This is a genomic window from Pseudomonas sp. SH10-3B (genome assembly GCF_019891415.1).
Classification (GTDB): domain Bacteria; phylum Pseudomonadota; class Gammaproteobacteria; order Pseudomonadales; family Pseudomonadaceae; genus Aquipseudomonas.
In genome coordinates, this window is the sequence record NZ_JAFLXD010000015.1 from 49,141 (window position 1) to 74,118 (window position 24,978).

Genomic DNA, 24,978 nt, shown 5'->3' on the forward strand with positions numbered 1-24,978 from the left:
TGGCCGAAAGTTTCCATCGTCCTACGGGCGGCATAAACCCATTTGGATCAGTGCCCGGCAATCAAGCAGGGGAACGATCCAGGCGCAAACCCGTCAGTTCCTTACAGACCCTTCTGAAGGAGCCCGGTGTTTTGCTGAATCTAAAGACTGCATTACTGCTCGGCGCGCTGCTGTTTTGCGGCAGCGGCGCACTGCAAGCCGCGGCCACCGCGCCGGAACCGGAAGCGCCGGCCAAGCCGGAACTGCTGGTGGAGGGCGGACTGCTCGGTGCCATCAGTTCCAGCATCGATGATGTGCAGAACAAGCTCGACCTCAATCAGAATCTCGTTGACGCCTGGCGCCTGCGCGCGGACCGCGCGGCGGATGAGGTCGGCCGGCTGGTTGACCAGACATCGGAGCGTTCGCCGTGGAGCGTAGCCGGCGATTTCCTGCTGCTGTCCGGGGTGTGGGCCGGTGCCTTTGCGCTGTTGACGCTGCTGGGACGTTTTATCGTGCGGCGCCTGAGTCGTCGCCCTTTCGTCGAACGGCGCAGGCGCCTGCAAGGCGTGCTGGGTTACGTGGTTCCCTACACGATCCCGGCGCTGATCTGCCTGCCGTTGACGCTCTACGTCAGCCACTTTTTACCCTCCTCGATAGGTCGTGCGCTGGCGCTGTGTTTTGCCTACGCCACCAGCAGCGGGATCTTTTCCACCTCCATGCTGCTGTGCGTCATCGTCATGTTCAATGTCGGCCACAAGCGACCGGCGGTGCAGATCATTCGTGACTACTGCCCCAAGCCGCTGTTCCTGATCGGCTTCCTCGCCGCCCTCAGCGACGCCCTCACCAGTCCGCAAATCGCGCGTCAGCTCGGCGGTAATATCACCAGCAGCATCGCCGTATTTACCGGCCTGTTCGCGGCGGTCATCTTTGGCGTGCTGGTGGTGCGCCTGCGCCGTCCCGTGGCCCACCTGATCCGCAATCGACCACTGGCCCAGCGCCTTAAACACCCGGCATTACAGCAATCGCTGCGGGTGTTTTCCGGGCTGTGGTATTGGCCGATCCTGTTGATGGTGCTGGTCTCGGCGATCAACCTGATCGGCGCCGGCGACGACAACCAGAAGGCCCTGCGCTGCGCGCTGTTCACCACCATTCTGTTGATTGGCACGGTATTCCTGAGCACGGTGCTGCAACACCTGTTCAGGTCCCGCAGCCAGGTGGCGATCCAGCGCAGCAGTGCCTACAAGGAACGCTTTCTCAGCCTGTTGCATGCGATCTTGCGCATCGTCATGGCGATTGCCTTTATCGAAATCCTCGGGCGCATATGGGGCATATCGCTGTTCGAATTTGCCCAGCGCAACTCAGTGGGCCGCGCGATCAGCGACTCCCTCAGCAGCATCGGCCTGATCCTGCTGATGACCTGGTTGTTCTGGGTGGTACTCGACACGGCGATCCAGGAAGCGCTGAAACCGCCGGTGAACAAACGCTCCAGCCGCCAGCCCAGCACCCGGGTGAAAACCATCCTGCCGCTGCTGCGCAATGCGATCAAAATCATCCTGGTGGTGATCTGCGCAATCACCACCATGGCCAACCTGGGCATCAACGTTGCGCCGCTGCTGGCGGGGGCCGGTGTGGTTGGCCTGGCGATTGGTTTCGGTTCCCAGCAACTGGTGCAGGACGTGATCACCGGCCTGTTCATCATCATCGAAGACACGCTGTCCATCGGCGACTGGGTGGTGCTCGATTCCGGCCACGCCGGCACCGTCGAAGGCCTGACCATCCGCACTCTGCGCCTGCGCGACGGCAAGGGCTTTGTGCATTCGGTGCCGTTCGGGCAGATCAAGGCGGTCACCAACCAGTCGCGGCAATTTGCCTATGCGTTCTTCTCGGTGCAGTTCACCTACGACACCGATGTGGACAAGGCCGTGGAGCTGATCCGCGAGGCCGGGCAGTCGATTCGCGACGATGTGTTCCTCAAGTACAACCTGCAAGGGCCGCTGGAGGTGTTTGGCGTCGACAAGATGGACCTTAATGGCGTGGTGCTCACGGCGCAGTTCCGTACGGTGTCCGGTGGGCAATATGCGGTCAGCCGTGCGTTTAACCAGCGTTTGAAAAAGCTTGTGGATAACTGTGATGAGGTGCACTTCGCGCAGACTTATCCACAGCAGGTTTTGCTGCCAAAGCGTAACGCCCAGGTGGATGAGCCGGATGAAGAGATGCCAGCGTCGGTGGTGTTGACGGAGCAGCCCAGGCCTCAATGAGGCCTTCAACTTCAATGCCTGATCAGCTTCTCCTGCACCGCCTGCTGATCAACATCAAGCAACACCTGCTGCTTGCCGGCGACCCTCACCGCCGCCGGCAACCCATCCCGATACACCACCCGATTCCCACTCACCGCCGGCACCTTGCTGCCCGGCAACAGTGTGCCCACCAGGTTCAGCGGGTCAGCCCCACACACGGCAATCAAACTCCCGTCATGGGGCCGACGCCGCACTTCGCGCAGCAACGGGATCGCCTCCGGCAACGCAAACTGCTCACCCGCCAACCCGCTGACAAACCGTCCACCGCGAATCTCACCCCGTGCCTCCAGCCGATGGAATGTGCGCAGCAATTCGCGCCAACTCGGCAACCAATCCGCCTCGCGCTCCAGCAAGCGCCAGAACACCACGCCATAACGGCGCAGCAAGGTCATCGCCACATGTTCCAGGGTTTCGGCCGAGTGCGGGCCGGCGGCGGTCGATGGGCGGCGAATCAGCGCCCAGCGCCCGGCATCGTCCATGCCGCCGATAAACGCCCCACGCCCGCGCCGACTGCTGCGCGCCTGGCGCTTGCTGGCCGGGGTGGTCAGCGCGCGCAGCCCGGCAAAGCTGTCGGCATTCACCAGGCCGGCGCCGACCAGCTCCTGCAAGGCGGTTTCCAGTTCGCTGCGCAGCAGATGGGCCTCGTGCACGAGCTCATCGAAAAACAGCGCGCCGTGTTCACGCAGGGCCAGGTGGACCTTCTGCGCCTTGGGCGACAGGGTCGTGCTGTCGGTGGGTTCGGTCAGTCCGCTCCACAGCGCCACCTGGGCGCGCGGTAACAGCACCACCGGCGTGCTGCGCAGGGCAATGGCGCTGGCCTTAGTGCTCAAGCGCGTCCACACCAGCTTGCCGCTGCGGCACAGGTCGTCGAGCCAGGTTGATGAGTAATCCTTGATCCGTGCACTGAGCAGGTCACTGTCCCAGGCCGACGTGGCGGCGGCATACCCTTCGAACTGCCCGACAATCTGCGGCAACATCGCGCTGCCCTGGCCGCGCGTGCTGTCGGACAGGTGCTGCCAATCAAACAGGAAACGCATGAAATCCTGCAGCGCCACCGGCTCGATTTCCCGGCGCAGGCGTTTGACCGTGTAGCGATGAATGCGCGCGAGAAGATGCCGTTCGCACCATTGTTCCTCGAGTGCGCCGGGGCTGAAGCGACCGCGCAGCACGTAGCCTTCCTGCTCCAGGCGGGCCAGCGCCTGGGTGACGTCGGTCACCGGTAAGGCCAGCGGCGCAGCAATCTCGATCAGGTGCTGCGGGCCGAAGCCACCGAGGCGCGCGCGCAGCACCTCGACGAGTGCGTCATCAAAGGTCCAGGGCTCATCGAAGCCGGGGAGCAGTGGCAAATTGTGGGGATAGATCGCCTGCAAACACCCCAGGCGTTCCACCGCTACCCACAGGCCATTGGGCAATTGAAAGGCGCGGCCAGCCTTGGCCAAGGCGTTCAGCCACTCGGCCCATTGCGCCGTGACTTCGTGGCTGGCGATGCACGCCAGGCTCATCAGCGCCTCATGCATTTCATCCACGCCATGGGGCGCCGGCCAGGCCTCTTCGCACACGCCGGCGATGGCGTCCGCATCCAGTGCGCCGAGGTCGTCGGTGCTCTGCGGATCGCTCCAACGGCGGTTGAGCACGGCCTGGGTGCGGCGTTCTTCCAGCGGTGCATCGTCGAGAAAGGTGTAGGGGCGCGCGCTGAGGATTTCGGCGGCCATGGGCGAGGGCGCCGGCAGGTCGCGGCTGATCAAGCGCACTTCGCCGCGCTCCATGCGCCGCAGCAAGACAAGCCAGGCGTCGCTGTCCATGGCTTCGTGCAGGCAATCGTCGAGGGTTTGCTCCACCAGCGGGTGCTCGGGCACTTCGCGTTCGCCGGCGAGGTTTTCCAGGCAGGCGATCTGGTCGGGGAACACACTGGCGATCAGGTCTTCGCTCTTCATGCGCTGGATCTGCGGCGCCACTTTGCGCCCGGCGGTAAAGCGCGGCAGCGCCAGGGCCACGCCGGCGTTCCAGCGCCAGCGCACGCCGAACAGCGGCGCATCCAGCACCGCCTGGATCAGCAGGTGTTCAGCACTGTTGCTGTTGAGGTAACGCCATACCTCATCCAGCTCGAAACTGTGGCTGGTGGACAGCGACAGCACGATCGCATTTTCACTGGCCGCCGCTTGCAGCTCAAAGTTGAAGGTGCGGCAAAAACGCTTGCGCAAGGCCAGGCCCCAGGCCCGATTGACGCGGCTGCCGAACGGCGTGTGGATGATCAGTTGGGTACCGCCGGACTCGTCGAAAAACCGCTCCATGATCAACGTGTCCTGGGACGGCAACGCGCCGAGGGTCAGGCGCGCGCGGGCCAGGTAATCGAGGACCTGTTCGGCGCTGGCGCGGTTCAGGCCGAGGGTGCCGGTGAGCCAGTCTTGCGCGGGTTGCAGGTCGCCGGGGCTGGCGCTGAGCAGGCTGTCGAGTTGCCCCTGCAAACGCGCGACCGCAGCGGATAACTCATTGCTGCGCCCCGGCGCTTCGCCGAGCCAGAACGGAATGGTCGGCGGCTGGCCATGGGCGTCTTCGACCCGCACTTTGCCGGCTTCGACCCGCAAGATCCTGTAGGACGTATTACCGAGCTGGAAGATGTCGCCCGCGATACTTTCCACCGCGAAATCTTCGTTGACGCTGCCGATGTTCAGGCTTTGGGGTTCGAGCAACACGCTGTAGTCGGCGTTGTCGGGGATGGTGCCGCCGCTGGTCACGGCGGTCAGCTTGGCGCCACGCCGGCCGCGCAGGGTGCGGGTCAGGGCGTCGCGGTGCAGGTACGCGCTGCGGATACCCTGGCGCCCGTTGTAGCCCTCGGCGAGCATCTGCAGCAACGCCTGGTAGTGGCGTTCATCCAGGGTGGCGTAGGGCGCGGCGCGGTGGATCAGGTCGAGCAGGGCTTGTTCCGGCCACTCCTGGGCACTGACCTCGGCGATGATCTGCTGGGCCAGCACGTCCAGCGGCGCCACCGGGATCTGCAAGGTGTCCAACTCGCCCCGGCGTACACAATCGAGCAGGGCGGCGCATTCGATCAGGTCGTCGCGGGTCGTGGCGAACAGGCGCCCCTTGGGCGTGCCTCCGACCTGGTGCCCGGAGCGGCCGACCCGCTGCAGAAAGCCGTTGATGGAGCCCGGCGAAGCGATCTGGCACACCAGGTCGACATCGCCGATATCAATCCCCAGCTCCAGGGAGGCGGTGGCGATCAGCACTTGCAACTCGCCGGCCTTGAGCCGTTGCTCGGCGTCCAGGCGCATCTCCTTGGCGAGACTGCCGTGGTGGGCGGCGACGGCGGTCTTGCCCAGGCGCTCGCTCAAGTGCCGGGCCAGGCGTTCGGCCAGGCGCCGGGTGTTGACGAAGATCAGCGTGGTGCGGTGCTCACGGGCCAGTGCAGCGAGGCGGTCGTAGACCAGCTCCCAGACATCGTTGGCCATCACCGCCGACAGCGGCACCGGGGGCACTTCGATATCCAGGTCGCGAGCGCGGGCATGGCCGATGTCGACGATGTCGCAGGTCCGCTCGGTGCCCACCAGAAAGCGCGACACCGCTTCGATGGGTTTTTGCGTGGCCGACAAACCGATGCGGGTCAGCGGCTCGGCACACAAGCCTTGCAGGCGCTCCAGGCTCAAGGCCAGGTGGCTGCCGCGCTTGCCGGCGGCGATGGCGTGGATTTCATCGACGATCACCGTGCGCGTGCTGGCCAGCATCTGCCGGCCGGAGTCCGAGCCCAGCAACACGTAGAGCGATTCCGGCGTGGTCACCAGGATATGCGGTGGGCGCTTGCGCATCAGGGCGCGGTCTTTTTGCGGGGTATCGCCGGTACGCACGGCGGTGCGAATCACCAGCGGTGGCAGGCCCAGGCGCTGCAAATGCTCGGTGATCCCGGCCAGCGGGGTTTGCAGGTTGATCTGGATATCGTTGGACAGCGCCTTGAGCGGCGACACATACACCACCAGTGTCTCGTCCGGCAGTTGCCCGCCGTTGGCCAGGCCCTGGTGAACCAAGTCATCCAGCACCGCGAGGAACGCCGTCAGCGTCTTGCCGGAGCCGGTCGGCGCCGCGATCAGCGTCGAGCGGCGCTGGCGGATCAGCGGCCACGCCTGGGCCTGGGCGCTGGTCACCGAGGGGAAGGTGTGGCGGAACCAGGTGCTGACGGCGGGGTGGAAGCCGTTCAACACCGAGTCGGTTGATTCAGGAAGGTTCATGCCTAAGTTATGCGGTCCACTCCAACAAGTTGCAACCCCGCACTTTATCCGTGACGGTTGCGCTACAAACCCGCAAAATGCAAGGATTCTGGAATAACCCTACGGCATGCCTCACCCGCCTGCCGACAATAACCATCGTTCCAAACAGACCGGGCCTGCTCAATCTATGCGAATGCGCCTTATGTTACTGGGCGGCGGGAATGCCCTCGGGCAGGCGCTGATTCGCCTCGGTGCAGAGGAAGACATTGGTTTCCTCGCACCCAAACCGCCCCAAGACGGCTGGGATGCCGCGAGCCTCACCCAATTGCTCGACGACACCCGTCCCGATGCGTTGATCAACCTCGCCTACTACTTCGACTGGTTCCAGGCCGAAGCCGTCAGCGAAACCCGCCTGGCCGCCCAGGAGTTCGCCATCGAACGCCTGGCCGAACTGTGCCAGCACCACAACATTACCTTGCTGCAACCGTCCAGCTACCGCGTGTTCGATGGCTCCCGCGCCACTGCCTACAGTGAAAAGGATGAGCCGGTGCCCCTGGGCCTGCGCGGCCAAGCGTTGTGGCGTATCGAACAGAGCGTGCGCGCCACTTGCCCGCAACACGTGTTGTTGCGTTTTGGCTGGCTGCTGGATGACAGCGTCGACGGCACCCTCGGGCGCTTTCTGGCGCGGGCCGAAAAACCGGATGAGTTACTGATGGCGGATGACCGGCGCGGTAACCCGACGCCGGTGGACGACGCCGCACGGGTGATCATCTCGGTACTCAAGCAACTCGATTGCGCGGCGCCGCTGTGGGGCACTTACCACTACGCCGGGCATGAGGCGACCACGCCGTTGGCGCTGGGCCAGGCGATCCTGACCGAGGCGCGCAGCTACCACTCGCTGGCCATCGAAGCCCCCACCGCCCAGGCCCACGCGGCACGGCCGGATGCGGCAGACGAACCGCAGCATGCGGTGCTGGCCTGCAAGAAAATCCTCCACACCTTCGGCATCAAGCCCCGGGCTTGGCGGGCAGGGTTACCGGCGTTGCTCGACCGGTTCTATCGCCACAGCTGATACAACACAAAACCAAATGTGGGAGGGGGCTTGCTCCCGATAGCGGTGTATCAGTCAATGAATCTGTTGACTGACACGCTGCTATCGGGAGCAAACCCCCTCCCACATGGGTTATGCAGTGTTGCTTAGAACTTGTAGCCGATACCCACCATGTAAACCATCGGGTCCACGTCCACATTGACCTTGGCACGGGTGCCAGGTGCCACGGCGTTGTTTTCCACGGTGGCCTTGGTGCTGATGTCGATGTAGCGGGCCTGGGCGTTGATCATCCACTTGTCGTTGATCATGTAGTCCGCGCCGATCTGCGCAGCCCAACCCCAGGAGTTCTCGGCCTTGAAGTTGCTGAAACCGGCTTCGGAGGCGCGGCTGCCGACGTGTTCGTCGTAGATCCAGGTGTAGTTGATACCGGCGCCTACGTACGGTTGGAACGGGGATTTGTTGTCCAGTGGGTAGTACACGACGCTCAGGGTCGGCGGCAGGTGTTTCAGCGTACCGAGCTTGCCGTTGGCGGCGCCGAGGGCGGTGCCCTTGATTTTTACGTCATGCTCGAACGGTGTGGCGGCCAGCAGTTCGATACCGACGTGGCTGGTCAGCATGTAGGCGAAGTTCAAGCCCAGTTGGGTGTCGCTGCTCATGGTCGCCTTGCCGCCCAGATTGGCGCCGGCCAGTGGGCCCTGGTCAACCTTGACGGTGCTGCTGTCTGCCTTCGGGTTCACGGTGATTGCACCGGCACGAATCAGAATGTCGCCCGCTTCGTGAGCGTGGGCAACCGGGGCGACGAGGGCGAGCGCGAAGAGGGACGCGCCGAGCAGGGACTTGTTCATGGGAGCTCCAGAGGACGTTTAAAAGTTGTACGTCCAATGGTAAAGATCGTTCCGTCCGGTCTTTTGACTCAGCTCAATGAAAGGGCGATCAGCGTTATTCCGGCAGTTCGTAGATATAAATCTTTTCGGCATCCATCTGGTAACCGGCGTCGGCCAGTTCACTGGTGGACGGTTTGACCTGCATCGCGCCCTCGATCCAGTACGGCTGGTAGAGCTCGTCGAGCTTCACCCCGACTTCACTTTTCACATGCACGATCTGGTTCGATGGCGGCGGCGGTACGTGGATGCACGCGCCGAAATACGGCACCAGCAAGAACTCGGTGGTGCGGCCTTCTTCGCTGACTTCCAGCGGCACGATATAGCCGGGCAGGCGGATGTGCTGGCCATCGAGGCTCTGCACCACCGGCGCATTGGGCAGATCCTGCTTGGCCGCTGGCGCCGCTTCGACGGACAAGGCATCGGCCATGTTCGACAGGTTGTGCAGCGGTTTCATGTTGGGGATTTCCGGCGGCGCGTCCGGCGGGATCATCTCCTGCCAGGACAGGTCCTTGGGCTGATCCTCCGCCCAGGCGGGCACCGCCACCAGCAGCAATAACGCAAACAGAACGCGACGCATCGAAGCCTTCCTCATAAACGTATGGACAGGCCATCGGCCAGGGATTGTCGGTAGGCGCGCCAGGCGGGCACGCTGCCCATCAACAGCGCTGCGGCGAGGATACCGGCGAGCAGGGTCCATTCATATTCGCTGGGCCACGACATCGGCAGGTCCAGGCCGTAATTGGCCTGCAGATACCCGCGCGAGGCGGCGATGCACACGTACAGCAAGCCCACGCCTGCGATCACGCCGGACAGGGCCAGGGCGAAGGCTTCGAAGATCAGCAGCGTCGCGATATGCCACGGCCGTGCGCCCACCGAACGCAGGATGGCCATTTCGCGGCGGCGTTCGTTGAGGCTGGTGAGAATCGCCGTGAGCATGCCGATCAAGCCGGTCAGCACCACGAACAGCGAGATCACGAACAGGGCTTTTTCGGCGGTACCCATCATGCTCCACAGCTCTTGCAGCGCCACGCCGGGCAGGATCGCCAGCATCGGCTCGCCGCGGAATTCGTTGATCTCCCGCTGCAGGGAGAAGGTGGAAATCTTGTTGTTCAGGCCGAGCATAAAGGCCGTGATGGCCTGGGGGGTGAGGTCCATGTTGCGCGCCTGGTCGGCACTGATGCGGCCTTTGCCCTGGGCCGGTACGCCGTTGTGCCAGTCGATATGGATCGCCTCCATACCGCCGAGGCTGATATGCAGCGTGCGGTCCACCGGCGTGCCGGTACGCTTGAGAATACCGACCACGGTGAACGGCTTGTCATCGTGCTTGACCAGGCTGACCACCGCCACACCGTGGGCCAGCACCAGCTTGTCGCCAAGCTTGTAGTGCAGGGCATCGGCGACTTCGGCGCCGAGCACCACTTCGAACGGGTCGGTGGCGAAGGCACGGCCGCTGGCCAGTTCCAGGTTCTGTTTGCGCCCGTACTGGTAGTGCTCGAAGTACGACTCGTTGGTGCCCATTACCCGGTAGCCGCGATGGGAGTCGCCGAGGGAAATCGGGATCGCCCATTTCACCTGGGGGCTGGCGGCGAAGTGCTCGTAGCTGTCCCAGCGAATGTTGTTGGTGGCGTTGCCGATGCGGAACACCGAGTACAGCAGCAGGTTGACCGAACCGGAGCGCGCGCCGACGATCAGGTCGGTGCCGCTGATGGTGCTGGCGAAACTGTTGCGCGCCTCAACGCGCACGCGTTCCACCGCCAGCAGCAGGCACACCGACAAGGCGATGGCGAAGGCGGTGAGGATCGCGGTAAAGCGGCGGTTAGCCAGGCTGGCCATGGCTAGACGAAACAGATACATCTCAAACCTCTGCGGGCGTGGCGGCGCGATTGAGTTCGGCCAGCGACAGGTTGCGGTCGAACAGCGGCGCCAGGCTCTGGTCATGGCTGACAAACAAAAGGCTGGCGCCGGCTTCGCGGCATTCGGCGAACAGCAGTTGAATGAAGGCTTCGCGGGCGTCGTAGTCCAAGGCGGAAGTGGGCTCGTCGGCGATCACCAGCTCCGGTTGGCCGATCAGTGCACGGGCGGCGGCCACCCGTTGCTGTTGGCCGATGGACAACGAGTCGGCACGGCGCTCCAGCAGGTCTTTGTCCTTCAAACCCAGGTGCGCCAGCAAGGTCGCGGCGGCCTGGTCGACGCTGCCGTGGCGTTGGATCGCCCGTTGCGCGCGCAGCTTGGAAAAGTGGCAGGGCAACTCGACGTTCTCGCGCACCGACAGGAACGGCAGCAGGTTGAACTGCTGGAATATATAGCCGGTGTGGTCAACGCGAAAGCGGTCCCGCGCACCGGCCGAGAGTTCGGTCAGCTCCTGGCCGAGCAGGCGGATGCTGCCGCGGCTGGGCTTCTGTACGCCGCCGAGCAGGCCGAGCAAGGTGGTTTTGCCACTGCCGCTCGGCCCCTTGAGAAACAGGGTTTCCCCCGCTTCCAGGCGGAACGCGGGGATGTCCAGTAACTGTGGGTGACCGGGCCAGTTGAAGCCCAGGTCAGACAGTTCGATCAATGCGTGGGTCATGGGGACTCAGAACTTCAGGGTGGCTGCTGTGGCCGTCGCTTCAACGCCTTGCTGGCCGCTCGGGCCGATCAGTTGTACCTGAATTTTCTGGGTGGCGGGGAAGGTCTTGAACACCTGGGTCAGGTCCAGGTTGCTCAGCGCGGTCGGCGTGGCACAGGTGAATTGGTAGTGGGCGTGGATTTCACTGTGATCGTGATGATGCTCGTGGGCGCCGTCTTTGGCGTCGTGGTCATCATCGTCATCGTGGTCGGCTTCCGGTTTGTCGCCGAACAGCGGGCTGTTGAGCTCCTGGCTGCTGATCACGCAACCGGCGGCCTTGGGCAGGCTGAACAGGGTCAGTGGGTTCTCCAGCTGTTTGCGTGCGGCGGCGACCTTGGCTTTGTCGGCAGCGGTGGTGGCGATGTGTTCGAAGCCCACCAGGTTCATCGCCGGGCTATCCAGTTCAAGCTCCAGGGCCTGGCCGTCGAGTACCGCGTTAAGGCGGCCGACGCCATGTTCGTGGGCGCCGAGGCTGCCGTGTTCGTGATCGTGGTCATGCTCGTCGGCGGCGTGAGCAATGGCGAGTGGCAGCAGGGCAAACGGCAAAGCAAGCAACAGACGGCGCATGGGAAAGCTCCAGGAGATGAAAGTTTTGTTATGTGATCTTATAACAATAGTGCCGAGAGTTTGACCGCCCGCTTGGCGTTGCGCAAGCCGCATGGGAGCATGCTCGTCAGAAAAATGCAGGAGTAAGGACGATGTTGCGAATTCGTGGAACCATCGGCGACCTGCCGGTGGACTTGACCCTGGAGCTGGACGACGGCGATTGGGCGCGACTCGGCGCGCAGTTGCAGGCAACGCCCACGGCAAGCGCGCCCGCCGCGCCCGTAGCGCCGGTCAAGCACAATGATGATCTATGGCAGAGCGCCCAGGACCTGTTGCGCAACGCCGGGCAACTCAGCGGCCTGGAACTGCTTGATCGACTGGAAGGTTTGGCGGGGGATGCCGCGGCGGGCAAGCGCCTGTTGGTGCGCCTGCGCCACAGCGCCAAGGTGAAAGTGGCCAGCGGCGGGGATACGCCGCTGTACAGCTGGATCGGCGATTAGTACAGCGCGGCGAACAACTTGCGGCGGTACACGGTCACCAGCGGGTGATCATTGCCCAGCAGTTCGAACACCTGCAGCAAGGTCTTGTGCGGCAGGCCTTCGCTGTAGCTGCGGTTGCGGATAAACAGCTTGAGCAAGCCTTCCAGCGCCGCGTCGTATTGCTGGCGCGCCAGTTGCTGGATGGCCAGTTGATAGGCGGCTTCGTCGTCCTGCGGGTTTTGTGCCAGGCGGCTTTTCAGCTCGGCGGCGTCTGGCAGGTCGGCGGCTTGGCGCAGGAAGGTGATCTGCGCCTTGGCCCCGGCGAGGGCGGCTTTGTGGGTGTCGCTCTTCACCGCATCGAGCACGGTTTGGGCTTCACCCAACTCACCGCGCTCGGCCAGGCAACGCGCGTACAGAATCAACGCGGCGGCGTTGGTGTTGTCTTCACCCAGCAGCGCCACCAGCACGGTCTCGGCTTCGCTGATGCGGCCGTCAGCGAATAGCGTCTGCGCCTGTTCCAGAGGGTCGGCCGCAGCCGGTGGCGGCATCTTCACATGCGGTTCCAGCATCGCCCGCACCGCCGACTCCGGCTGCGCCCCGGCAAATCCATCCACCGGCTGGCCATCCTTGAACAGCACCACCGTCGGTAGGCTTTGAATGCCAAAGCGCGCGACGATGTCCTGTTCGGCCTCGCAATCGACCTTGGCGAGCAGCAACTCGCCCTGATAACTCTCGGCAATCTGCGCCAGCATCGGCATCAACGCCTTGCACGGCGCGCACCACTCGGCCCAAAAATCCACGAGCACGGGTTTTTCGAAGGAATTCTGGATCACGGCCTGGTCGAAGTTGGCGCTGGTGACGTCGAAGATGTACGGCGTGGGCTCACTCATGGGGCGTCTCGAATAAAGCGGGAATGGGGCAACTATAAGGGCTGGCGAAGGCTACCGGAAGCCGCATGGTGCTCAGGTGCTGGACGCATGCCAAAAAGGGTCTTTATACCAATCGAGAGGGAAGCCCATCGCTTTCAGGCTAACTTCGGGAAATTCGCAAGTCAGTTGATGCAGGCGTTGGTCCCAGTGGCTGTTGGGGCTCAATTGATGCATAAAGTGATTGAGGATGCAGAGCGCTGCAAAAATGCGGGTGTGCGGCCCTGGCTGAAAGAGATGTCCCGGCCATAAGAAGTTGGCGCTCTTCGGAAGTTCGGGACGAATGCCTAGCTCCCGGTTCCACAGTCGCGAATGATGGGCACACATGTTGCGAATGGTAGTCAGGGTGTGCAGCCAAGACTGCATCAGGGGCGCCGCAAGTCCCAGGCGCTTGGCAATGGCTTTTTTGTCCGCGTCTTTCGCCAAGCCTTTATATAAATGGGATAAATCACCCAGCGTCAGTTCTTCCAACATGGCCCAGCCTGGCATAAGAGGTGGATGGGCGTATGTAACGGTGTAGTGGCGGGCGTAGCTTTCTTTTGCCCTTTGGCGTTTAAGCAGGCTTTTTCTCATGTCGTCGGCGCGCGATCTATCGATGCGCTCGCATTCCCGCTGGAAGTCACGCATGGCTGTGGATTGCTTGGTGGACAGCGTCGTAAGCAGCCGCTGATGATCGAACGCTTCGTGGAACATCAATGGGTTGATATACCAGTGACTGCCATGGGCGGGCCCCATGTGGTTGCTGATGACGGAGCGCGATGCGATTTCGACTCTCTCGATGGCATCCATGGTGAGTAAACGAAGCCGTCGATCAAAGTCGTAAAGACGAGTTAGCTGACGAAACTGACTGCCGTCACGAAAGCGATGGTTGACATCCTCCGGCTGCTGGAACGGCCGCATATAGGGGCTGAGTCGAAAGAAGCTGACCGATTGTAAAAAAGACTCGGCGCGAACCTCGTCCTGAACATTCAACCCACGGTGCTTGAGCAGCTGCAGCTGAGCTGAAACGTCAATTGCGGGCTTGCTGAATGTCTTCATGCCTAAAAAACACCGGGCATAAAAAACCCGCACAATTTGTGCTTGGTTACTGACGCAACCAGAGGCATGGCGGGTGTATTGCCGCAGAGATTAGGTAGCTGCGTGCCTTTTTGCAAGGCCTTTATGGGGCGGCCACTGAGCGGAATTGTCTGGAAAAACATGCGGGTGGATTGCCCTGGATTCATGCGGAGGGAGGGCATTTTCCACAGCCACTCTTTTTCTGTCTCAGCCAACTTATTGCCAGAAATTTGTAACGCGCGGGCTTACCGCCGCGAATGGTACAGGCTCACCTTGCGAAACTCCCAAGGCTCGGCCAAGTCCGGCAACGTCAGTGCATCGAGTATCTCCAGCCGCCGATAAGCCGGGTGCTGGAAGTCCCGCACGCGCGAGTCCGCCACCAGCGCTTCGCGGCCTCGGCTGAGGAAGTGGTCGAGCAACGGCAGGTTGGCGCGGTCGTAGAGCACGTCGGCGACCAGGATCAGGTCGAAGCGGTCGGCTTCGGCGAAAAAGTCTGCCGAGTAGCGCAACTCCACTCCATTGAGTTCGGCATTCGCCCGGCAGGACGCTAACGCCAGCGGGTCGAGGTCGCAGGCAACCACTTCCAACGCACCCGCTTTAACCGCCGCAATTCCGGCCACACCGGAGCCGGCGCCGAAATCCAGTACGCGCTTGCCTTTCACCCATTGCGGGTTCGCCGCCAGATATCGCGCCAGCGCCAAACCACTGGCCCAGCAAAAACTCCAGTAGGGCGGTTCATGCAGGATGCGTCGGGTTTCCTCGGGGCTGAAGGCGCGGTCCATGTTGTCCGCATCCAGCAGCCACAATGAAAGCTCGGTGTCCGGCAGCGGGCAGGGCACGAGTTGGGCGTCGCCGATCAGCGCGCTCAGGGCGCGCTGCAAGTCCAACGGTGGCGTCATGGTGCCTTGACGAGTTCCAGGGGGCCGGTGGTCTGGGTGATCGCCTGGGTGATGCGTACCGCAGGCAGGTGCAGGATCAATTGGCCGGACTGGCTGGCGCGGCCACGCAATTCAACCCGCGCGCCGGCCGGGAACGCCTCGGGGTTGAAGCGCAGGCGGAAAGCCAGGGGCTTGCCGTTGCCGGTCAGCACACTGCTGGCGAGCAATTGTTGCGGGCGCGAACGGTCATCGATCACCAGCAGGGCCATCTCGACTTCGGCGCCGGCCGGCACATTGGTCAGGCTGCCATTGATTTCACGCTGGTAGGCCGGCAGGGGACCGAGGTCTTCAATACCTGGGACTTTTTTCTCCTGCGCGGGCGCAGGTTGGGGCGTGGACGGCTTGGGGGCTTCGCTGCTGCAGGCGACCAGGACACTGAACAGGGTGAGCAAAACAAGTGGTCGTAACTGCATGTACGGCTCCAGAAAGGACAAAATCCGTGGCTTGAAATATAAGAAACATATAGGCCTGCCTATATACCGTAAAGGCTATGGCTTGTCTTGCCACGGGGATGCGCTACCATGGCCCTCCCTTTTTTTGTTGCCTGCCACCATGCACTGTCCCTTCTGCGGTGCCAACGACACCAAGGTCATTGACTCGCGTCTGGTCGCCGAGGGCGATCAAGTGCGTCGCCGGCGCGAATGCCTGGCCTCTGGCTGCGGTGAACGTTTCACCACCTTCGAAACCGCCGAACTGGTATTGCCACGTCTGATCAAGTCCGACGGCAGCCGCCAGCCTTTCGACGAAGAAAAACTGCGCGCCGGTATGCAGCGTGCCCTGGAAAAGCGCCCGGTGAGTGTCGAGCGGCTGGAGGCGGCGCTGGCGCATATCAAGCACAAGCTGCGCGCGACCGGCGAGCGCGAGGTCAAGAGCCTGGTGGTGGGAGAGTTGGTGATGGGCGAGCTGCAAAAGCTCGACGAAGTCGCCTATATCCGTTTCGCCTCGGTGTATCGACGCTTCCAGGACCTCAATGAGTTCCGTGAAGAGATCGACCGCCTGGCCCGTGAGCCGGTCAAAGAATGAACCCACTTTCTGCTGAACAGGCTGTGCTGGACGCCCATTACATGGCCCGCGCCCTCGAACTGGCGCGCAACGGCCTGTACACCACTCACCCCAACCCGCGTGTGGGCTGCGTGATTGTCCGCGATGGGCTGATTGTCGGCGAAGGCTGGCATGTGCGCACGGGCGAGCCCCATGCGGAAGTGCATGCCTTGCGGGCTGCCGGTGACAAGGCCCGCGGCGCCACGGCGTACGTAACCCTTGAGCCCTGCAGCCACTACGGCCATACCCCGCCATGCGCCGATGCACTGGTCAGTGCCGGGCTGGCGCGGGTGGTTGCGGCGATGCAGGACCCTAACCCGGAAGTCGCCGGACGCGGTATGCAGCGCTTGGCCCAGGCCGGGATCGAAATACGCAGCGGCGTGCTCGAAGGCGAAGCGCGGGCCCTGAACAAGGGCTTCCTCAAGCGTATGGAGCATGGCCTGCCGTTTGTGCGGGTCAAGCTGGCGATGAGCCTGGACGGTCGCACCGCCATGGCCAGCGGCGAAAGCCAATGGATCACCGGCCCTGCCGCGCGTGCCGCCGTACAACGCCTGCGCGCCGAGGCCAGCGTGGTGCTGACCGGCGCCGACACCGTATTGGCCGACGGTGCGCGCCTGACCGTACGCGCCGCCGAACTCGGCCTGGATGAAGCCACCACGGCCCTGGCTATGTCGCGTCCGCCGTTGCGTGTGCTGATCGATGGCCGTTTGCGCGTGCCGCTCAACGCACCCTTCTTCAAGGCCGGCCCGGCGCTAGTCATCACCTGCGTCACCGCCGAAAACCAGTTCCCCCGTGGCCCTGAATGCCTGGTGGTACCGGGTGTGGACGGCCAGGTCGATCTGCGCTCGGCGCTGGTGGCCCTGGCCGCCCGTGGCGTCAACGAAGTCTTGGTGGAAGCCGGCCCAAGCCTGGCGGGCGCATTTGCCCAGCAAGGCCTGGTGGACGAATACGTGATTTTCGTCGCCGGCAAGTTCCTCGGCTCCGCTGCCCGGCCTTTACTCGACTGGCCGCTTGAGAAACTTAGCGAAGCCCCCCAACTCAAGATCACTGAAATGCGCGCTGTTGGCGACGACTGGCGAGTCACTGCCATCCCTGTGCCAGTAGCGAGCGTATAATTCTGACCGGGCGCTCAAGTGCCCGCCCCGTTTTCCAGGAGAAGGCCATGTTCACCGGCATTATCGAATCCATCGGCAGCATCCGCGCCATGACCCCCAAGGGGGGCGATGTGCGCCTGCTGGTTGAAACCGGCAAGCTCGACCTCGGCGACGTCAAGCTGGGCGACAGTATTGCCGTCAGCGGCGTGTGCCTGACCGTCATCGAACTGCCGGGCAACGGCTTTGCCGCCGACGTCAGCCGGGAAACCCTGGACTGCACCGCGATGAACGACCTCAAGGCCGGCAGCCCGGTCAACCTGGAAAAAGCCCTGACGCCGACCACCCGCCTGGGTGGCCATTTGGTCAGCGGCCACGTCGACGGTGTCGGCGAAGTGGTGGCTCGCAGCGAAAATGCCCGCGCTGTGGAATTCCGCATCCGTGCGCCCAAGGAGCTGGCCAAGTACATCGCCCACAAAGGCTCGATCACCGTCGATGGCACCAGCCTGACCGTGAACGCCGTGAACGGCGCCGAATTTGAACTGACCATCATTCCCCACACCCTGAGCGAAACCATCATGGCGTCGTACCAGCCTGGTCGCCGGGTGAATCTGGAAGTCGACTTGCTTGCCCGTTACCTGGAGCGCCTGCTTATGGGCGATAAGGCCGCAGAGCCTGCAACCGGGAACATCACTGAGAGTTTTTTGGCCGCTAACGGCTACCTGAAATCCTGACCAAGGGGGTGCCCTGTGGCGCTCAATAGCATCGAAGAACTGGTTGAAGACATCCGCCAAGGCAAGATGGTCATCCTGATGGATGACGAAGACCGCGAAAACGAAGGCGACATCATCATGGCCGCCGAGGCCTGCAAGCCTGAGCACATCAACTTCATGGCCAAGCACGCCCGTGGGCTGATCTGCATGCCCATGAGCCGAGAGCGCTGCGAGTTGCTCAAGCTGCCGTTGATGGCGCCGCGTAATGGTTCGGGATTCGGCACCAAGTTCACCGTATCGATTGAAGCGACCACCGGCGTCACCACCGGCATTTCCGCCGCTGACCGTGCCCGCACCGTGCAAGCCGCTGCCGCCAAAGACGCCAAGGCCGAAGACATTGTCAGCCCAGGCCACATCTTCCCGTTGATGGCTCAACCGGGCGGCACCCTCGCTCGCGCCGGCCACACCGAAGCCGCCTGCGACCTGGCGCGCATGGCCGGTTTCGAGCCCAGCGGTGTGATCTGCGAAGTGATGAACGACGACGGCACCATGGCCCGTCGCGCCGAACTCGAAGCCTTTGCTGCCGAACACAACATCAAGGTCGGCACCATTGCCGACCTGATTCACTACCGGATGATCCACGAACGTACCGTTCAGCGGATTGCCGAGCAGCCGCTGGACAGCGAACTGGGCCAATTCAATTTGGTGACCTACCGTGATTCGGTGGAAGGCGACGTGCACATGGCCCTCACCCTGGGCACCATCTGCGCCGACGAACCGACCCTCGTGCGTGTACACAACATGGACCCGCTGCGCGACCTGCTGATGGTCAAGCAACCGGGCCGCTGGAGCCTGCGCGCCGCGATGGCTGCGGTGTCCGAGGCAGGCAGCGGTGTGGTGCTGCTGCTGGGTAACCCGGTGGATGGCGACGTGCTACTCGCGCATATTCGCGAAACCGCCGAGCAGACCCAGGTGAAAACGCCGACCACCTACAGCATCGTCGGTGCCGGTTCGCAGATCCTGCGTGACCTCGGTGTGCGCAAAATGCGCCTGATGAGCGCACCGATGAAATTTAATGCGATATCCGGATTCGATCTGGAAGTTGTAGAATACGTGCCCTCCGAATAAAGGCCGGCGCTTTTTGCCCCCTTGTTCGCGGTTAAATCATCACTGAGGGACGCACTTTTCGCGTCCCGGCTCTTTAAGAGATTTGTCGAATGACCCTGAAGACCATCGAAGGTACCTTCATCGCCCCCAAAGGCCGCTACGCCCTGGTGGTTGGCCGCTTCAACAGCTTCGTGGTTGAAAGCCTGGTAAGCGGTGCCGTGGATGCCCTGGTTCGCCACGGTGTGAGCGAGAGCGACATCACTATCATCCGCGCCCCTGGCGCCTTCGAAATTCCACTGGTTGCGCAAAAAGTTGCTCAGCAGGGTGAATACGCGGCGATCATCGCCCTGGGCGCGGTCATTCGTGGCGGTACTCCGCACTTCGAATACGTGGCCGGCGAATGCACCAAGGGCCTGGCCCAGGTGTCCATGGAGTTCGGCGTGCCAGTCGCTTTCGGCGTACTGACCGTGGATTCCATCGAACAAGCCATCGAGCGTTCCGGCACCAAGGCCGGTAACAAAGGCGCTGAAGCTGCCCTGTCCGCGCTGGAAATGGTCAGCCTGCTGTCGCAGTTGGAGGCCAAGTGATTTCCGACGAGAGCGATCGTTTCAACCCACGCGATGAGCGTCCAGCGGACGCCGGCAAACCTTCGAAAAGCGAAAAGCGCCGTGCTGCCCGTCAGCTCGCCACCCAGGCGCTGTACCAGCGTCATATGGCCGGCACTTCGCTGAACGAAATCGAAGCGCAGTTTCGCGTCGATAACGACTTCACGTTTGCCGACCAGAGCTACTTCCACGACATCCTGCACGGTGTGCCGGCCAACCTGCACGAGATCGATGCCGCATTGTCGCCGTGCCTGGACCTGACCCTCGAAGAGCTGGACCCGGTTGAACTGGCCGTACTGCGCCTGTCCACCTGGGAGCTGCTCAAGCGCGTCGACGTGCCGTACCGCGTGGTGATCAACGAAGGCATCGAACTGGCGAAAGTCTACGGTTCGACCGACGGTCACAAGTTCGTCAACGGCGTGCTCGACAAGCTGGCTCCGCGCCTGCGTGAAGCCGAAGTGAAGGCGTACAAGCGCTAACCTGCGCTTGAGTCCTGAATGGGCGAGTTTGAGCTGATCCACAATTACTTCGCCGCCGCGCCGTGTGCGCAGGGCGGCGAGGGTATTGCCCTGGGGATCGGCGACGACTGCGCCTTGCTGGCGCTCCCCGCCGGGGAGCAGTTGGCAATTTCCACCGATACCTTGGTGGCCGGCGTGCACTTTGCCGACCCCTGTGACCCGTTCCTGCTCGGCCAGCGCTCGCTGGCCGTGGCGGTGAGCGACCTGGCTGCCATGGGCGCCCACCCCCTCGCGTTTACCCTTGCCCTGACCACGCCGACCGTCGATGCCGATTGGCTGCAACGCTATGCCCAGGGTTTGAACGCCATGGCGCAAAACTGCGGCGTGGGCCTGGTGGGTGGCGACACCACGCGTGGCCCGCTGAGCCTGACCCTGACCGTGTTTGGTCGTGTACCGACCGGTCAAGCGTTGAAGCGCAGCGGCGCACAGCCGGGCGACCTACTGTGCGTGGGGGGCGAGTTGGGCAATGCCGCCGGTGCCTTGCCGCTGGTATTGGGGCAGCGCAGCGCCGACGCAGCGATTGCCGACCCGCTGCTGGCCCATTACTGGTCGCCGCAACCGCAGTTGGCGTTGGGGCTGGCGCTGCGGGGCAAGGCGACGTCTGCGATGGATATCTCCGACGGGCTTCTGGCCGATTGCGGGCATATCGCCAAGGCCTCGGCTGTCAGTCTGTTGATCGAGCGCCAGGCGCTGCCGTTGTCCCAGGCCTTGCTGGCGTTTGTCGGGGATGACGCGGCGCGGGTGGCCGCCCTGAGCGGTGGTGACGACTACGTACTGGCGTTCACCCTACCGCCCCTGGAGCTTGCGCCATTGTTGGCCGGCGGCTGGCCGATCCACGTGATCGGCCGGGTCGAAGCGGGGCAGGGTGTCACGTTGCTCGACGCCAACGGGCAGGACATCACCCCGACCATGCGTGGCTATCAGCACTTTCGCGAGACGCCCTGAATAGGCTGCCGCGCTACCCTGTAGGAGCGAGCTTGCTCGCGAAAAGCGCCAGGACACCGCGTTCACCCAGAATACCTGCGTCATCGCTGACGATTTTCGCGAGCAAGCTCGCTCCTACATAGAATCAACACGAAGGCCAATCAAACCGATTGATCTTTAACAGCGATAATTCAGCTTAAGCGTCTGTAGGAACGTGCTGTTACAATGGCCCCCTTTGTAAAAACTGAAATCAGGAGCACACGGTGCCCGTCGTTTTCGTCGCTGCTTCCAAGCTGCCTACCCCTTTTGCCACGTTCACCATGAATGGCTTTCTCGAAGAAGCCACCGGGCGCGAACACGTTGTGCTCAGCCTCGGCGAGATCGCCGATGGCGCACCGGTTCTCGGTCGCGTGCACTCCGAGTGCCTGACCGGCGATGCGCTGTTCAGCCAGCGCTGTGACTGCGGCTCGCAACTGGAAGCGGCGATGCGCGCCATCGCCCGTGAAGGCCGTGGCGTGCTGCTGTATTTGCGTCAGGAAGGCCGTGGCATTGGCCTGCTGAACAAGATCCGCGCCTACGAGCTGCAAGACGGCGGCGCCGATACCGTCGAGGCCAATGAGCGACTGGGCTTCGCCGCCGACCAGCGTGACTACGCGATCTGCCTGCCGATGCTGGAGCACCTGGGCGTGAAATCCCTGCGCCTGATGACCAACAATCCGCGCAAGGTCAAAGCCTTGACCGAGATGGGCATCACCGTGGCCGAGCGCGTGCCGCTGCACACCGGGCACAACCCGCACAACAAACTCTACCTGGCGACCAAGGCCAGCAAGCTCGACCACATGATGGGCAATGAGCATCAAGGCGAGGTCGACCGCGCGTGACCCGTGGCCAGGTGAAACGACGACTGTCCTTCAACTGGTGGCAGTACCTGGCCCTGGCGCTGTTCCCGCTGTTCGTGATCAACCTGGTGTTTGGCCAGGCCGAGCCTTTGCTGCCGGTGCTGGCCATGCCGTTCTTTATCGCCGGCGTGGCCTCGATGTTCCTCAGCCTGCGCTACTTCAACGGTTATAAACACGCCCTGATCGCCACTTCCAAAGCCCTTGATACCGCTGAAGAGCCGGCCGCCTGGATCACCCTGGCGGCCCGTCGGCGCACGGCCTTGATGGTGGCGGCGGTGCCGGCGTGGGTGGGCGCATTGGCGGTATTCGTCGGCCTGGAGGCGGTGCCGCTTTTCCTGTTGGCGCTGTCGACGATGGTGCTGTTTTACCTCTACCGCATCCCGCGTCAGTTGGGATGATGCGCCGCTGGCTGGCGATGCTGTTGCTGGCATTCAGTGCCCAGGCCCTGGCGGTCGAGCGTGTCGTCAGTCTGGCGCCTTCACTTTCTGAAATCGTGGCTGAACTGGGTGCTGCCGACCTGTTGGTGGGCGTGCTCGATGGCGGCGACCGGCCGACGGCGCTGGCAAACGTGCCGTCGGTGGGGCGTTACGGCCAGCTCGACATGGAGCGCCTGCTGAGCCTCAGGCCCGACCTGATCCTGCTCTGGCCCGGCAGCGTCGGCCCGGCCCAGCGCGAGCAGCTGCAGCGCCTGAATATCCCGGTGTATGTCGCCGAACCCCATAGCCTTGAACAACTCACCACTCAGGTCCAGGCCATCGCCGAGCAACTGGGCCGCGCCGACGCCGGCCGGCAATTGGCGGCGCAACTGCGCCAGCGCCTGGCGCAGTTGCGTCAGCGTTATCAACGTGCCGAACCGTTGCGGGTGTTCTACCAGGTGTGGAATCAGCCGCTGTACACCGTGGGCGGCGGCCAGATCATCAGCGACGCGCTGAGCGTGTGCGGTGCGCGCAACGTGTTTGACGACCTGAAGCTACCCGCGCCGCAGGTCAGCATCGAGTCGGTATTGCAACGTAATCCTGAGATGATTCTGGTGGGCGATCAGGTGCAGAGGGAAGCCTGGAAGGCCTGGCCAACCATGGCGGAGCGAGTGCGGCTGGTTCCGGACAAAGGCCTGGAACGGCCCAGCGGGCAGATGCTGGAAGCGCTGGCGCGGCTGTGTCAGGTGATTGCTCCGAGCCGCTGAGACCAGTCCAGGCGACAATCAGATTTCAGGTGTCCAGGTCACGCCAAACATCCACACCCGGCCTTCTTCACGGTAATCGTGATTGTTGACGAATGCCGGATCGTCGTAGCTGTAGCGCGCCCGCGCATAGGACTTGTCCAGCAGGTTATCGACCTTCAGCGACAACGCCACTTCCCGCGCCACCGCCCATCTGCCACGCAACCCTAGTAACCCATAGCCGCCCAGGCGCTGCGTGTTGTCTTCATCGTCATAGCTGCGGCTGATCGCCTGCCAACTGGCGCCCACGCCCACCTGATCGAATTGCCGGTCCAGGTCCAGGCTCAATGTGCGCCGCGCCCGGCGGGCCAGGGTGTGGCCACTGTCGCGGTCGCGCGGGTCGATGAGTGACAGCCCGAGGTTGCCTTGCCAGCCGAACAGGTCCTGCTTGAGTGCCGCCTCAAAACCGTTGATGCGTGCCGACGCCACATTCTGTGGCTTGCCGGTTTGGTCGAGAATGATCGCATCGCTCAAATCGGTGCGGTACAGCGAGGCCTCCAGGCGCGTGCTGTCACTCAACTGGCTGCGCCACTGCAGTTCGTAGCTCTTTGATGTTTCGGGCTGCAGGTTGGGGTTGCTGTACTTCGTGTCCGGATAATAGAGGTCGTTGAAGGTCGGCGCGCGGAAGCCTTCGCTGTAGCTCAGCAGCACGTCATTGTCGGGGTTGACCGGCAAGGTCAGGGTGCCGCTCCAGCTGTTCTGCCCGCCGAACTGCTGGTTCTGGTCGTGACGCAGGCCCAGTTCGGTGGAAAACCACTCGCTGTGAAAGCGATGCTGCACAAAGGCGGCGCGGTTCCAGCGGCTGTTTTCGGTAAACGTGGTGGAGCCGTGGAAGCGGTCTTCGTACCAGTCGCCGCCGAGGATCAGGCTGTTCTGGTCGTCCAGGGCCAGGTCGTTTTGCCAGTTGATCGAGTCGCGGTAGGTGTTGAACACGCTGAAATCATTGCTGAGGGTGTCGCGCTTGGTGTCGCGGTTCTCGCTGTGGCCCAGTTCCAGGCGCGATTGCCAGCGCTCATTGAGCCTGGCGTCGATATAGCCGCTGGCACTGCTCACGGCGTAGTCGGTGTAGGGTTTCTGCCCGACGGTTTGCCCGGTGGCGGTGTCGTAGCGGCCGAAGCTGTTGTCGTACTCCGACTTGCCGCGGTTATCCAAGAGATTGAAGCCCACCTCCAGTTCATCACTGAAGGAGTGGCTGAGGTTCAGGCTCACGGACTGGTTGCGATAAGCATCATGGTCACCGTCGCTGGGGAACGACTGGTGGGTGGAGTTGATGCCGGCAGTGTCATCCAGGCTCGCCCCCAGGTTGAAGCGTGTCTGTTCGTCACCACCCGAAAGGCCGAGGCTGCGCTGCCAGGTGTTATGGCTGCCGAACCCCAGCTTCACGCGCGGTTGCACGCCCTGCTCGGCATTGCGCCGGGTGAATACCTGGATCACCCCACCGATCGCGTCGCTGCCGTAGATTACCGAGCGCGAGCCGCGCAGCACTTCCACCCGCTCAATCTGATCGACATTGAGGTATTGCAGGCCGCTATCGCCGGACGTGGTGTTGGCGATGCGCTGGCCGTCGACCAGCACCAGGCTTTGGGCCGACTTGGTGCCCCGCAGGTAGATGCCCGGCAAACTGCCACGGCCACCGGAGGGTGCGACTTGTACACCGGGCACACGGCTGAGCAGGTCGGTGAGGCTGGTGGGTTGCAGGCGGTCGATGTCGTCGCGGGTGAACACGGTGTTGGCGGCGCTGCTGTCGTTGCGTGCCTGGACCTGACGGTTGGCGCTGATGACGACGTCGGGGAGTTTCAGGGCGTTGTCGCGGGTGTCGGCGAGCAATTCAGGGGAGGGCAGAAGCAGCAGGGCAAGGTACAGGTGTTTCATGGGCTGTCCATAGCGTTGAAGATGGCACC

The 24,978-nt window shown here is 63.0% G+C and carries 24 protein-coding genes; 13 read left to right on the forward strand and 11 right to left on the reverse strand.

The features are described from left to right. The first annotated feature begins 131 nt into the window (after positions 1-131). Positions 132-2,237, forward strand: a complete 2,106-nt coding sequence (locus J1G35_RS13750; protein WP_223015204.1) for a mechanosensitive ion channel domain-containing protein — start codon at positions 132-134, stop codon at positions 2,235-2,237. An 11-nt stretch (positions 2,238-2,248) separates the two neighbouring features. Here J1G35_RS13750 and J1G35_RS13755 read toward each other — a convergent pair whose 3' ends face one another. Beyond that, positions 2,249-6,496 carry a DEAD/DEAH box helicase gene (locus J1G35_RS13755; RefSeq protein ID WP_223015205.1) on the reverse strand — a complete coding sequence of 1,416 codons (4,248 nt, stop codon included), beginning with the start codon at positions 6,494-6,496 and terminating at the stop codon, positions 2,249-2,251. Positions 6,497-6,662: 166 nt separating this feature from the next. Here J1G35_RS13755 and J1G35_RS13760 point away from each other — a divergent pair, with 166 nt between their 5' ends. Continuing rightward, positions 6,663-7,547, forward strand: a complete 885-nt coding sequence (locus tag J1G35_RS13760; protein ID WP_223015206.1) for a sugar nucleotide-binding protein — start codon at positions 6,663-6,665, stop codon at positions 7,545-7,547. 125 nt (positions 7,548-7,672) lie between these two features. Here J1G35_RS13760 and J1G35_RS13765 read toward each other — a convergent pair whose 3' ends face one another. The 5 genes from J1G35_RS13765 to J1G35_RS13785 form a co-directional block, all read right to left on the reverse strand. Further along, positions 7,673-8,371 (reverse strand): OmpW family outer membrane protein, encoded by a 699-nt coding sequence (locus J1G35_RS13765; RefSeq protein WP_053138267.1) that lies wholly within the window; start codon positions 8,369-8,371, stop codon positions 7,673-7,675. Between the two features lie 94 nt (positions 8,372-8,465). Beyond that, positions 8,466-8,987 (reverse strand): DUF3299 domain-containing protein, encoded by a 522-nt coding sequence (locus tag J1G35_RS13770; RefSeq protein ID WP_053138264.1) that lies wholly within the window; start codon positions 8,985-8,987, stop codon positions 8,466-8,468. Positions 8,988-8,998: 11 nt separating this feature from the next. Beyond that, a complete protein-coding gene (locus tag J1G35_RS13775) occupies positions 8,999-10,264 on the reverse strand; it encodes an ABC transporter permease (RefSeq protein WP_223015207.1) in 1,266 nt (421 codons plus the stop codon). A 1-nt stretch (position 10,265) separates the two neighbouring features. Beyond that, positions 10,266-10,976 carry an ABC transporter ATP-binding protein gene (locus tag J1G35_RS13780; RefSeq protein WP_053138261.1) on the reverse strand — a complete coding sequence of 237 codons (711 nt, stop codon included), beginning with the start codon at positions 10,974-10,976 and terminating at the stop codon, positions 10,266-10,268. Between the two features lie 6 nt (positions 10,977-10,982). Further along, positions 10,983-11,582, reverse strand: a complete 600-nt coding sequence (locus J1G35_RS13785; RefSeq protein ID WP_223015208.1) for a DUF2796 domain-containing protein — start codon at positions 11,580-11,582, stop codon at positions 10,983-10,985. A 131-nt stretch (positions 11,583-11,713) separates the two neighbouring features. On the opposite strand from J1G35_RS13785, the gene J1G35_RS13790 reads away from it, so the two are divergent. Next, positions 11,714-12,061 (forward strand): hypothetical protein, encoded by a 348-nt coding sequence (locus tag J1G35_RS13790; RefSeq protein ID WP_053138257.1) that lies wholly within the window; start codon positions 11,714-11,716, stop codon positions 12,059-12,061. Here the strand turns inward: J1G35_RS13790 and trxA are convergent. The 4 genes from trxA to J1G35_RS13810 form a co-directional block, all read right to left on the reverse strand. Beyond that, complete coding sequence (trxA, locus tag J1G35_RS13795) at positions 12,058-12,930, reverse strand: thioredoxin (RefSeq protein ID WP_053138255.1); 873 nt, start codon at positions 12,928-12,930, stop codon at positions 12,058-12,060. The genes J1G35_RS13790 and trxA overlap by 4 nt on opposite strands. A gap of 72 nt (positions 12,931-13,002) precedes the next feature. Next, complete coding sequence (locus tag J1G35_RS13800; RefSeq protein ID WP_223015209.1) at positions 13,003-14,004, reverse strand: Abi family protein; 1,002 nt, start codon at positions 14,002-14,004, stop codon at positions 13,003-13,005. A gap of 263 nt (positions 14,005-14,267) precedes the next feature. Then, positions 14,268-14,921 carry a 50S ribosomal protein L11 methyltransferase gene (locus J1G35_RS13805; protein ID WP_223015210.1) on the reverse strand — a complete coding sequence of 218 codons (654 nt, stop codon included), beginning with the start codon at positions 14,919-14,921 and terminating at the stop codon, positions 14,268-14,270. Then, positions 14,918-15,373, reverse strand: coding sequence for a YbaY family lipoprotein (locus tag J1G35_RS13810; protein WP_112196867.1), 456 nt, complete (start codon positions 15,371-15,373; stop codon positions 14,918-14,920). The genes J1G35_RS13805 and J1G35_RS13810 overlap by 4 nt, the downstream gene beginning before the upstream one ends. A gap of 139 nt (positions 15,374-15,512) precedes the next feature. On the opposite strand from J1G35_RS13810, the gene nrdR reads away from it, so the two are divergent. From nrdR to J1G35_RS13860, 10 genes are all read left to right on the forward strand, one after another. Then, positions 15,513-15,983, forward strand: a complete 471-nt coding sequence (gene nrdR / locus J1G35_RS13815) for a transcriptional regulator NrdR (RefSeq protein WP_027605190.1) — start codon at positions 15,513-15,515, stop codon at positions 15,981-15,983. Continuing rightward, positions 15,980-17,116, forward strand: coding sequence for a bifunctional diaminohydroxyphosphoribosylaminopyrimidine deaminase/5-amino-6-(5-phosphoribosylamino)uracil reductase RibD (gene ribD, locus J1G35_RS13820; RefSeq protein ID WP_223015211.1), 1,137 nt, complete (start codon positions 15,980-15,982; stop codon positions 17,114-17,116). Before nrdR ends, ribD begins: the two co-directional genes overlap by 4 nt. A gap of 47 nt (positions 17,117-17,163) precedes the next feature. Continuing rightward, positions 17,164-17,826: a riboflavin synthase gene (locus J1G35_RS13825; protein ID WP_032884562.1), complete on the forward strand. Its 663-nt coding sequence runs from the start codon at positions 17,164-17,166 to the stop codon at positions 17,824-17,826. 15 nt (positions 17,827-17,841) lie between these two features. Continuing rightward, positions 17,842-18,933: a bifunctional 3,4-dihydroxy-2-butanone-4-phosphate synthase/GTP cyclohydrolase II gene (gene ribBA / locus J1G35_RS13830; protein ID WP_003176357.1), complete on the forward strand. Its 1,092-nt coding sequence runs from the start codon at positions 17,842-17,844 to the stop codon at positions 18,931-18,933. A gap of 89 nt (positions 18,934-19,022) precedes the next feature. Beyond that, entirely contained in the window at positions 19,023-19,499 is a 477-nt protein-coding gene (gene ribE / locus J1G35_RS13835) for a 6,7-dimethyl-8-ribityllumazine synthase (RefSeq protein ID WP_003176356.1), read from the forward strand. Next, positions 19,496-19,996 carry a transcription antitermination factor NusB gene (gene nusB / locus J1G35_RS13840; protein ID WP_223015212.1) on the forward strand — a complete coding sequence of 167 codons (501 nt, stop codon included), beginning with the start codon at positions 19,496-19,498 and terminating at the stop codon, positions 19,994-19,996. Before ribE ends, nusB begins: the two co-directional genes overlap by 4 nt. A gap of 18 nt (positions 19,997-20,014) precedes the next feature. Then, complete coding sequence (thiL, locus tag J1G35_RS13845; protein WP_223015213.1) at positions 20,015-20,980, forward strand: thiamine-phosphate kinase; 966 nt, start codon at positions 20,015-20,017, stop codon at positions 20,978-20,980. Between the two features lie 242 nt (positions 20,981-21,222). Beyond that, positions 21,223-21,840, forward strand: coding sequence for a GTP cyclohydrolase II (gene ribA, locus J1G35_RS13850; protein WP_053138226.1), 618 nt, complete (start codon positions 21,223-21,225; stop codon positions 21,838-21,840). Beyond that, positions 21,837-22,256: a hypothetical protein gene (locus J1G35_RS13855; protein ID WP_053138218.1), complete on the forward strand. Its 420-nt coding sequence runs from the start codon at positions 21,837-21,839 to the stop codon at positions 22,254-22,256. Before ribA ends, J1G35_RS13855 begins: the two co-directional genes overlap by 4 nt. Next, positions 22,253-23,041 carry a cobalamin-binding protein gene (locus tag J1G35_RS13860; protein ID WP_223015214.1) on the forward strand — a complete coding sequence of 263 codons (789 nt, stop codon included), beginning with the start codon at positions 22,253-22,255 and terminating at the stop codon, positions 23,039-23,041. Before J1G35_RS13855 ends, J1G35_RS13860 begins: the two co-directional genes overlap by 4 nt. Positions 23,042-23,059: 18 nt before the next feature. Here J1G35_RS13860 and J1G35_RS13865 read toward each other — a convergent pair whose 3' ends face one another. Beyond that, positions 23,060-24,949, reverse strand: coding sequence for a TonB-dependent receptor (locus J1G35_RS13865; protein ID WP_223015215.1), 1,890 nt, complete (start codon positions 24,947-24,949; stop codon positions 23,060-23,062). Positions 24,950-24,978 lie beyond the last annotated feature (29 nt).